General features: G+C 68.8%; 8 protein-coding genes. All 8 read right to left on the bottom strand.

Annotated elements, in window-relative coordinates; genetic code table 11:
- Window positions 1-312: RICIN domain-containing protein (locus IF22_RS0119440; RefSeq protein WP_167337314.1), on the bottom strand; the 312-nt coding region annotated here is incomplete at its 3' end.
- A 337-nt stretch (window positions 313-649) separates the two neighbouring features.
- A complete protein-coding gene (gene araA, locus IF22_RS0119435) occupies window positions 650-2,152 on the bottom strand; it encodes an L-arabinose isomerase (protein WP_030333979.1) in 1,503 nt (500 codons plus the stop codon).
- A 26-nt stretch (window positions 2,153-2,178) separates the two neighbouring features.
- Complete coding sequence (yjfF, locus tag IF22_RS0119430) at window positions 2,179-3,168, bottom strand: galactofuranose ABC transporter, permease protein YjfF (RefSeq protein ID WP_030333976.1); 990 nt, start codon at window positions 3,166-3,168, stop codon at window positions 2,179-2,181.
- Window positions 3,165-4,235: an ABC transporter permease gene (locus IF22_RS0119425; protein WP_030333975.1), complete on the bottom strand. Its 1,071-nt coding sequence runs from the start codon at window positions 4,233-4,235 to the stop codon at window positions 3,165-3,167. The genes yjfF and IF22_RS0119425 overlap by 4 nt, the downstream gene beginning before the upstream one ends.
- Entirely contained in the window at window positions 4,232-5,773 is a 1,542-nt protein-coding gene (locus IF22_RS0119420) for a sugar ABC transporter ATP-binding protein (RefSeq protein WP_030333973.1), read from the bottom strand. The genes IF22_RS0119425 and IF22_RS0119420 overlap by 4 nt, the downstream gene beginning before the upstream one ends.
- Window positions 5,774-5,962: 189 nt before the next feature.
- A complete protein-coding gene (locus tag IF22_RS0119415; protein WP_245233675.1) occupies window positions 5,963-6,967 on the bottom strand; it encodes an ABC transporter substrate-binding protein in 1,005 nt (334 codons plus the stop codon).
- A 126-nt stretch (window positions 6,968-7,093) separates the two neighbouring features.
- Window positions 7,094-7,786, bottom strand: coding sequence for an L-ribulose-5-phosphate 4-epimerase (locus tag IF22_RS0119410; protein WP_030333969.1), 693 nt, complete (start codon window positions 7,784-7,786; stop codon window positions 7,094-7,096).
- Window positions 7,783-9,465, bottom strand: coding sequence for a ribulokinase (gene araB, locus IF22_RS0119405; RefSeq protein ID WP_030333967.1), 1,683 nt, complete (start codon window positions 9,463-9,465; stop codon window positions 7,783-7,785). Before araB ends, IF22_RS0119410 begins: the two co-directional genes overlap by 4 nt.
- Window positions 9,466-9,795 lie beyond the last annotated feature (330 nt).

Here is a 9,795-nt window from a genome sequence, read left to right as displayed (position 1 = left end):
CGACTTCACCCGGTAGTAGCCTCCACCGGAGTCGACGAACTGCCACTGCTGCTGGTTACCGTTGTTGCGGGTCCACTGCGTGATCCGCGCGCCGTCGTTGGTCGCCAGGTTGTACACGTCCAGGGCCTTGCCGCTGTTGCGGTTCACCAACACGTACCAGGCACTGGTGTCGACAGTCGCCGCTGACGCGGGCGCCGAGGCGACGGCTGCGGCGGCGCCACCGACCACCAGCGTCATCGCGGCGACAGCAAGTCTCGACAGCCACCCGCGCCGACGTGGCGCACCCCGGGGAACCCGACCGATGGAAAGCATGATCCTCCTCTGCTGACGTCAACCGAGCGATCTGGGTCGCGTCCGCGGCACCGGGCGGGGCACCGAGCTGACCGACGTCCGGCCATGTGATCGCTAACACCGTCATCCCGACGGTCGCGGCGATGAGCTGCCGCAACCGAGAGAGGTGGAACGCGCGCGTGGCCGGACAGTCAAAGACATCGACCATCTTGGCTATAGACTGTGAGCGATAACATGCTGTTAGTCAAGCCGTAACACGGCCGCCTCACGTACGCCGGGACCACACGCGAACGGGTGGTCCACCCCAGCCGCAGGCAGGGATGGACCACCCGTGTCGAGCGCGATCAGAGCGCGCGAATCAGAAGCCGCGGGCCAGCCGGTAGTAGGCCTGGTTCCAGCGGATCTCGTCGGCGAAGCGGCGCGGCTGCGTGTCGGCGTCGATGACGACGAGCTCGGTGCGGCTCATCTCCGCCAGGTCGTGCAGCTCCTCCACGCCCACCGCCTGCGACAGCACCGTGTGGTGCGGGGCGCCGGCGGTGATCCACGCCTCGGCCGAGACCGGCAGGTCGGGGCGCGGACGCCACACCGCCCGGGCCACCGGCAACCGGCGCAGCGGCTGCGGCGGGGACACGACGTCGATCTCGTTGGCCACGAGCCGGAACCGCTCCCCCATGTCGGCCAACCCGAGCACCACCGCCGGACCGGGTGCGGCGTCGAACACCAGCCGGACCGGGTCCTCCCGGCCACCGATGCTCAGCGGGTGGATCTCCACGTTGGGCACGTCCGACGCGATGGTCGGGCAGACCTCCAGCATGTGGGCGCCGAGCACCAGCTCGTTGCCCGGGGTGAGGTCGTAGGTGTAGTCCTCCATGAACGAGGTGCCGCCACTCACCCCCACCGACATCGCCTTGAGGGTGTGGACCAGGACCGAGGTCTTCCAGTCGCCCTCACCGCCGAAGCCGTAACCGTCCGCCATCAGCCGCTGTACGGCGATGCCCGGCAGCTGACGCAGCCCACCGAGGTCCTCGAAGTTCGTCGTGAAGGCCCGGAACCCACCCGCGTCCAGGAAGGCGCGCATGCCCAACTCCAGGCGCGCGGCGTAGCGCAGCGCGTCGTGCTGATCGCCGCCGGGCAGCAGTTCGCCGACGATGCGGTAGGTGTCCTGGTACTCCTTGACCAGGTCGTCCACCTGCGCGTCGGTGACCTCGCCGACCACCTCGACCAGGTCGTTGACGCCGTAGGTGTTGACCGAGACGCCGAACCGCAGCTCGGCCTCGACCTTGTCGCCCTCGGTCACCGCGACGTCGCGCATGTTGTCGCCGAAGCGGGCCAGGCGCAGCGACCGCATCGCCGACCAGCCCAGCGCGGCGCGCGCCCACGCCCCGATGCGAGTGGTCACCCGCGGGTCGCTGACGTGCCCGGCCACCGTCTTACGGGCCACACCGAGGCGCGTCTGGATGTACCCGAACTCGCGGTCGCCGTGCGCGGCCTGGTTCAGGTTCATGAAGTCCATGTCGATGTCGTTCCACGGCAGCAGAACGTTCGCCTGGGTGTGCAGGTGCAGCAGCGGTGTCTGCAACGCGTCCAGACCGGAGATCCACATCTTGGCCGGCGAGAACGTGTGCATCCAGGCGATCACCCCGACGGCACCCTGGGCGGCGGCATCCCGGCAGACCTGCAGGATCTCACCACTGTTGGTCAGGACGGGCTTCCAGACCACGCGGGCGGGAATCTGCGGCGAGTCGTCGAGTGCTGCCGCGATCTGGCGGGACTGCTCAGCCACCTGGCGGAGCGTCTCCTCGCCGTACATGCCTTGGCTGCCGGTGAGGAACCAGATCTCGGGTTCGGTGTGTGGTGCCATGGGGTTGCCTTCCGCGAGAGGGGCGGTCACTTGTAACGGATTCCGATGAGGCGCTGGAGGAGGATGAACGCGAAGAGCAGGCCGCCAATCACGATCTTGGTCCACCAGGAGTTGAGGCTCCCATCGAAGGTGATGAGGGTCTGGATCACGCCCAGGACCAGCACGCCGAGTACCGTGCCGAAGACGTAACCCGCGCCGCCGGTGAGCACCGTGCCACCGATGACGACGGCGGCGATGACGTCCAGCTCCATCCCCACGGCGATCAGCGGCGCGCCGGAGAGGGTGTAGAAGGACAGCAGGATCCCGCCGATGGCCGAGCACAGACCACTGATCGTGTAGACGGCGATCCGGGTCCGCCCCACCGGCAGGCCCATCAGCAGCGCCGACTGCGGGTTGCCGCCGATGGCGTACACGTTGCGCCCCAGCCGGGTGTAGGCCAGCACGTACGCGGCGATGGCGACCACCACGAAGGCGATCAGCACGCTGATCGACACGAAGTTGCCGCGGGGGTTCCCGATCCGCTCCTGCGACATCGCGGTCCAGAAGCCGTCGGTGATCGGGATCGACGCGCCGGAGATGAACGTGCACATGCCCCGGGCGAAGAACATCCCGGCGAGCGTGACGATGAACGGCTGGATCTCGAAGAAGTGGATGACGCAGCCCATCAGCAGGCCGAGCGTCGGGCCGATGAGCAGCGCGATGACGAGCACCAGCGCCGCCGGCATGCCGTCCTGCAGCAGCGCGGCCGACACCATCGCCGTCATGGCGACGACCGAACCGACCGACAGGTCGATGCCACCGGTGAGGATCACGAAGGTCATGCCCACCGCGACGACGAGCAGGAAGCCGTTGTCGATGAACACGTTGAAGATGACCTGGACGTTGGAGAACGCCGTGTACTGCGAGACACCGATGCCGTACATCACCAGCAGCAGGGCGAGCGTCGCCAGGACCGGTATCTGCTTCCTCGGCAGCCGGAACCGGTTACGACCGGCGGTAAGCGTTCCAGTGGTCATGCCGGCACCTGCTCCTTCGGCTTGTCGGCGACGGGGGCGGGCGGCGGGGCGTTGCGCCTGCGGCGGGTGAACCGGGCCCGGAAGGCCGGCGCCTGGATGAGGCAGACGGCGATGACGACGACCGCCTTGAACAGCAGCGACGTCTGCGGCGAGATGTCCATCGCGTACACGGTGGTGGTCAGTGTCTGGATGATCAGCGCACCGATGATGGTGCCGCTGAGGAAGAACCGGCCACCCGCGAGGGAGGTGCCGCCGATGACGACAGCGAGGATCGCGTCCAGCTCGACCCAGAGGCCGGCGGCGTTACCGTCGGCACTGGAGACGTTGGCGGTCATCATGAAACCGGCGACCGCGGCACACGCGGCGCTGATCACGTACGCGAGGAAGATGACCCGGCCGGACCGGATGCCGGCCAGCCGGCTGGCCACCGAGTTGCCGCCCACCGACTCGATGATCATGCCGAGCGCGGTGCGACGGGTGAACGCGGCGACGAGCAGTGCCGCGGCGAGAGCGATGAAGATGGCCAGCGGCAGGGTCAACGCGTGGCCCAGGCCGATCGCCCGGTACGGCTCGGAGTTGATGGTGATGATCTGACCCTCGGTGATCAGCTGGGCGAGACCCCGCCCGGCGACCATCAGGATCAGGGTGGCGATGATCGGTTGGATGCCGATCACTGCCACCAGCACCCCGTTCCAGGCGCCGAGCACGAGCGAGACCCCCATCGCCATCGCGAGGGCGGTCGCCACCACGGCAATGCTGCTCTGGTCGGGCTGCTTGCTGATGTACATGCAGGCGATCGCGCCGCTGATCGCGCAGAGCGAGCCGACCGACAGGTCGATGCCGCCGGTCGAGATGACCAGGGTCATGCCCAGCGCGACGAGGATCAGCGGTGCGCTCAGCCGCAGGATGTCGATCGGCGTCCCGTACAGGTGCCCGTCCTTGAGCTCGATGGACAGGAACCCGGGCCGGTAGATCGTGTTCGCGGCGAGCATGGCGAACAGCACGGCGGCGGGCCAGAACAGCCGGTGACCGGTCATCGTCCGGAAGCGGCTCATGGTGTCGTTCATCGGTCTGCCTCCTCCCGGTGGGATCCGCTGGCGATGGTCTGCATGATGCGGTCGGCGTCGAGGCTCTCGTCGTTGGCGAGCTGCGCGACCATCTGCCGGTCCCGCATCACGGCCACCTTGTGGCTCAGGCGCAGCACCTCCTCCAGCTCGGCGGAGATGAACAGCACCGCCATGCCGCCGTCGGACAGCTGCGTCACGAGCTTCTGGATCTCGGTCTTCGCGCCGATGTCGATGCCCCGGGTCGGCTCGTCGAGGATCAGCAGCCGGGGCTCGGTGATCAGCCACCGGGCCAGGAGCACCTTCTGCTGGTTGCCGCCGGAGAGGTTGCGGACCGGAACCTCCGGGTCGGCGGGCCGGATGTTGAGGGCCTTGACGTACTTGTCGACCAGCTCGTCCTGGCGACGACGCGGAATGGGCCGCAGCCAGCCACGCGCCGCCTGCATGGCGAGGATCATGTTCTCGCGCACCGACAGGTCGGCGACGATCCCCTCCGCGCGGCGGTTCTCCGAGCAGAAGCCCACGCCGTGGTCGATCGCCTGGGCGGGGGTGCGCAGGCTGCTCGCCGTGCCGTCGACAGCTACCTGACCCCCGTCGCTCCGGTCGGCCCCGAACAACAACCGCGCGACCTCGGTACGCCCCGAGCCCAGCAGGCCGGCCAGGCCCACCACCTCGCCGGCGTGGATGGTGAGGCTGAACGGCTCGACAGCGCCCGCTCGACCGAAGTTGGACACCGCCACCAGGGGGGTGCCCTCCTCCAGAGTGGCCAGGTCCCGCCGGGAGTGCTCCTCGATGCCCTCCAGGACGTCGAGCTCCTTGCCGATCATCTTCTCGACCAGGGAAAGCTGGGGCAGCTCGGTGGTGAGGTACTCGCCGACCAGCCCGCCGTTGCGCAGCACGGTGATCCGGTCGGCGATCTCGTAGACCTGGTCGAGGAAGTGGGTCACGAACAGGATGGCGATACCCTCGTCGCGCAGCTGCCGCATGATCCGGAACAGCTGCGCCACCTCGTCGGCGTCGAGGCTGGACGTCGGCTCGTCCAGGATCAGCACCCGCGCCTTGATGTCGATCGCGCGGGCGATGGCGACCATCTGCTGGATCGCCAGGGAGTACGAGCCGAGCGGCGCGCTGACGTCGAGGTCGAGGTCGAGGCGGGCCAGCAGGGCTCGGGCGCGGCGGCGAACCTCGCCCCAGCGGACCGCGCCGAAAAGGCGGGGCTCACGGCCGATGAAGATGTTCTCCGCCACCGAGAGGTTGGTGCAGAGGTTGACTTCCTGGAAAACGGTGCTCACACCGGCGGCGGTCGCCTGCATCGGCCCGCTGAACGACACGGGCTCGTCATGGAGGGTGATCGCGCCCTCGTCGGTGTCGTAGACACCGGTGAGCACCTTGATGAGGGTCGATTTGCCGGCGCCGTTCTCGCCCATCAGGGCGTGCACCTCGCCGGGGAAGAGCCGGAAGTTGACGTCGTGGAGTGCGCGCACCCCGGGGAAGGACTTGCTGATCCCGGTCATCGTCAGGACCGGACGGCTATCCGTCATCCCATCAGACCTCTTCTGGGTTGTCGACACGGAAGGGCCGCCACGTCCCCGCGACGCCCGCCCGGTCGCCCCTGGGGGTCGCTCGGGCGGGCGTGGTACTCGGGGTCGTCGCGGGCCAAGCCCGGTCCGTTTCGGGTAGGGAGGCGACGCGGCGGGGCCGCCACGCGAGCGCGGCGACCCCGTCGTCGATCAGTACTTACGGTTGGGCAGAGCTTCCTTCGCCTGCTCAGTCGTGAAGGTGGTCTCCTCGGTTTCGATCCGAGGCGGCACCTCCTCGCCCGCGTGGACCTTCTTGGCCAGGTCCATCAGCTGCGGGCCGAGCAGCGGGCTGCACTCCGCGATGAAGTTGAACTTCCCGTCGGCGAGAGCCTGCATGCCATCCTTGACCGCGTCGACGGTGATGATCGTGATGTCCTTGCCGGGCGTCTTGCCGGCCGCGGTGATCGCCTCGAGCGCGCCCAGACCCATGTCGTCGTTGTGCGCGAACAGCACGTCGATCTTCGGGTACGCCTTGAGGAACTGCTCCATGACCTGCTTGCCGCCGGCCCGGGTGAAGTCACCCGGCTGCGAGGCGATGATCTTCAGGTTCGGGTTGGCGGCGATCGCCTCACCGAAGCCCTTCTTGCGATCGTTCGCCGGCGCCGCACCGGTGTTGCCCTGCAGCTCGACGATGTTCACCGGGCCCGAGGCGCTCTTCTTCTGCTCGACCAGCCACTCACCGGCGAGCCGGCCCTCCTTGACGAAGTCCGAGCCGAGGAAGGTCTTGTACAGGGTCTTGTCCGCCGAGTCCACCGAGCGGTCGGTCAGGATGACCGGGATGCCGGCGTCCTTGGCCTCCTTGAGCACGGTGTCCCAGCCGGACTCCACCACCGGCGAGAAGGCGATCACGTCGACCTTCTGCTGGATGTAGTTGCGGATCGCCTTGATCTGGTTTTCCTGCTTCTGCTGAGCGTCGTCGAACTTCAGCTCGATCCCCGCGGCGGCAGCGGACTCCTTGATCGAGGTGGTGTTCGCGGTACGCCACCCGCTCTCCGCACCGACCTGGGAGAAGCCCATCGTGATCTTGCCGTCGTCCTTGGACCCGCCGCCGCCGGTGTCGCTGTTACCGCAGGCCGCCACGCCGCCGACCAGCAGCACGCTGGCGAGGACCGCGGCAGCACGCCACGGAGCGGACTGCATTCGCATCTTTCCCATCGAATCTCCTTGGTGGATGTGGTGGGTAACCGCGCCGGCCGCCGAGGTGCGAAAGAGCGGCGTACGCGGGTGGTGCGTGCTGGTGCGCGTGGTGCAGACCGACGGGTCCCGGGGTTTCGGTGAGGGTCAGGAACCCGCCGGTGCGACTGGTTGTTGGCCGTAGACGTTCTGGTAGCGGTCGTAGAGTGAGTCGATGTCGGCCTGTGCCATCGGGACCGGCCGCCCGAGGGTGTGGGCCAGGTGCGCGGTCCGGGCCACGTCCTCGCACATCACCGCCGCCTTGACCGCCGCGCGGGCGTCGCGGCCGATGGTGAACACGCCGTGGTTGCGCATCAGCACCGCCGGCGAGCGGTGCCCGGCGAGCGTGGCCACGATGCCCTTGCCGATGTCGTCGCCGCCGATCAGCGCGAACGGACCGATCGGGATCTCCCCGCCGAACTCGTCGGCCTGCGCCGTGAGGTGGCAGGGGATCGGCTCGCCACACGCCGCCCAGGCGGTCGCGTACGAGCTGTGCGTGTGGACGACGCCGCCGACCTCGGGCATGGCCCGGTAGACGTAGGCGTGGGCGGCGGTGTCGCTGGACGGGGCGAAGTCGCCCTCGACGAGAACGCCGTCGAGGTCGCACACCACCATCGTGGCCGCGGTGAGGTCGTCGTAGCTCACCCCACTCGGCTTGATCACCATCAGGTCCTGGCCGGGAACCCGCGCGGAGACGTTGCCGGACGTCCAGGCGACCAGGTTGTACCGGGTCAGCTCGGCGTGCAGGCGGGCGACGGTCTCGCGCAGCTCGGCGATCTGTCGGGTCACCTCGGCGTTCACGCCACCACCTCCAGCGGGGTCTCGTGCGGGGTAGCGGCGGTCTCGACCGCCGCGTTGCGGATCGCCCGCAGGCGGAGCATGACGTCGTTGCCGCCACGACCGAAGTGGTCGTGCAGCGCCCGGTACTCGGCGTAGAGGGCGTCGTAGGCGCGGGCCCGCTCGGGGTCCGGGCGGTAGACGGCCTCGTGCACCCGACCCATCGCCTGCGACGCCTCGTGGATCGAGGGGAACTCACCGGCGGCGACCGCGGCGTGGATCGCCGAGCCCAGCGCCGGACCCTGCGACGAGGCGATGATGTTCAGCGGACGCCTGGTCACGTCGGCGTAGATCTGCATCAGCAGCGCGTTGTTGGTCAGACCACCGGCGATCACCAGGTCGTTCACCGGGACTCCGGCGTCGACGAACGCCTCGATGATCATCCGGGTGCCGTACGCGGTGGACTCCAGCAGGGCCCGGTAGATGTCCGCTGGCCGGGTGGCCAGGGTCATCCCGACGATCATGCCGCTGAGGTCGTGGTTGACCAGCAGGGACCGGTTGCCGTTCCACCAGTCGAGCGCGATCAGGCCGTGCGCGCCGACGGGCTGACTCGCGGCCAGCTCGGTGAGGCGCTCGTGCGAGTCGATGCCGGCCGGGGCAGCGTGCTCGACGAACCAGCCGAAGATGTCGCCGACGCCGCTCTGCCCGGCCTCGTAACCCCACGCGCCGGGGCTGATGCCGCCGTCCACGACACCGCACATGCCGGCCACCTCGGCGACCTCCGCGCCGTTGACCACGTGGCAGGTCGAGGTGCCCATGATGGCGACCAGCCGACCGGGTTGCACCGCCTGCGCGGACGCCGCGGTGACGTGCGCGTCGACGTTGCCGACGGCCACCGCGATCCCCTCCGGCAGGCCGGTCCATGCGGCGGCCTGGGCGGTGAGCGAGCCGGCGCGGGCGCCGAGGGGCAGCAACGGACCGTCCAACTTGGCCACGAAGTCACCGAAGTTGGGGTTGAGCGCGGTCAGGAAGTCCTTGGCGGGATACTGACCGTCCTGCAGGATGCCCTTGTATCCGGCCGTGCAGACATTGCGGGTCTCGGTGCCGCAGAGCTGCCAGACGATCCAGTCGGCCGCCTCGATGAAGCGCTCGGCCCGGTCGTAGACCTCCGGGTCCTCCTCCAGGAGCTGCAGGCCCTTGGCGTACTGCCACTCGGCGGAGATCTTGCCGCCGTACCGGCCGATCCACGGCTCGGCCCGCTCGTGGGCCAGCGCGTTGATCCGGTCGGCGTGCGGCTGCGCGGCGTGGTGCTTCCACAGCTTGACCCAGGCGTGCGGTCGGTCGCGCAGCTCGGGCGTCTCGCACAGTGGAGTGCCGTCGGCGAGCGTCGGCAGCACGGTGCAGGCGGTGAAGTCGATGCCGATGCCGACCACCGCCGCCGGGTCCACCCCTGCGGCGGACACCGCCGCCGGGACGGCGTACCGCAGCACGTCGCGGTAGTCCTGCGGGTTCTGCAGGGCCCAGTCCGGGGGTAGCGCTCGACCTCCCGGCAGCGCCGTGCTGATCACGCCATCGCCATACTCGTGCACCGCGGTCCCCAGTTCGGCACCATCGCCGACACGGACCACCAGAGCTCGCCCGGACAGGGTGCCGTAATCGACACCGACGACATAGCGGTCGTCAGCTCCGTCCACACGGTTCATGTTCACCTCCACCGTTAACGGGGATAGTGTTAACGCTCACATCCAGCCTCGTCAAGACATCTACCCGCAACAGCTCCGTAACGGAACGCGGAAGGCGGACCGACTCGGGAGGGTTGATAGCGGACCGGTGCAAAGCACACCATTCCGACGGCAAGTGCGCCGATCAGGTGCCGAACGGGGCCTCGGCGCGGACCGGATGCCCACCAGATGGCCGTCGACAGGCGAGGCGACAGGTGCGGTGCGCCGGACACTGCGGGACGACCGTCCGATAGCGACCACCTAAACTTTCGGTGGCAATGGCAGCGATAACATCATCGGGCTCGCGCGTTC

This window comes from Micromonospora parva (assembly GCF_000718515.1).
In the GTDB taxonomy this organism is placed as follows: domain Bacteria; phylum Actinomycetota; class Actinomycetes; order Mycobacteriales; family Micromonosporaceae; genus Micromonospora; species Micromonospora parva.
This window is presented reverse-complemented; position numbering and strand designations above follow the sequence as displayed.

Bases quoted from the DNA above. Each gene is read 5' to 3' on its own strand.
- araA (WP_030333979.1), bottom strand. From the start codon at position 2,152: ATGGCACCACACACCGAACCCGAGATCTGGTTCCTCACCGGCAGCCAA.
- yjfF (WP_030333976.1), bottom strand. From the start codon at position 3,168: ATGACCACTGGAACGCTTACCGCCGGTCGTAACCGGTTCCGGCTGCCG.
- IF22_RS0119425 (WP_030333975.1), bottom strand. From the start codon at position 4,235: ATGAACGACACCATGAGCCGCTTCCGGACGATGACCGGTCACCGGCTG.
- IF22_RS0119420 (WP_030333973.1), bottom strand. From the start codon at position 5,773: ATGACGGATAGCCGTCCGGTCCTGACGATGACCGGGATCAGCAAGTCC.
- IF22_RS0119415 (WP_245233675.1), bottom strand. From the start codon at position 6,967: ATGGGAAAGATGCGAATGCAGTCCGCTCCGTGGCGTGCTGCCGCGGTC.
- araB (WP_030333967.1), bottom strand. From the start codon at position 9,465: ATGAACCGTGTGGACGGAGCTGACGACCGCTATGTCGTCGGTGTCGAT.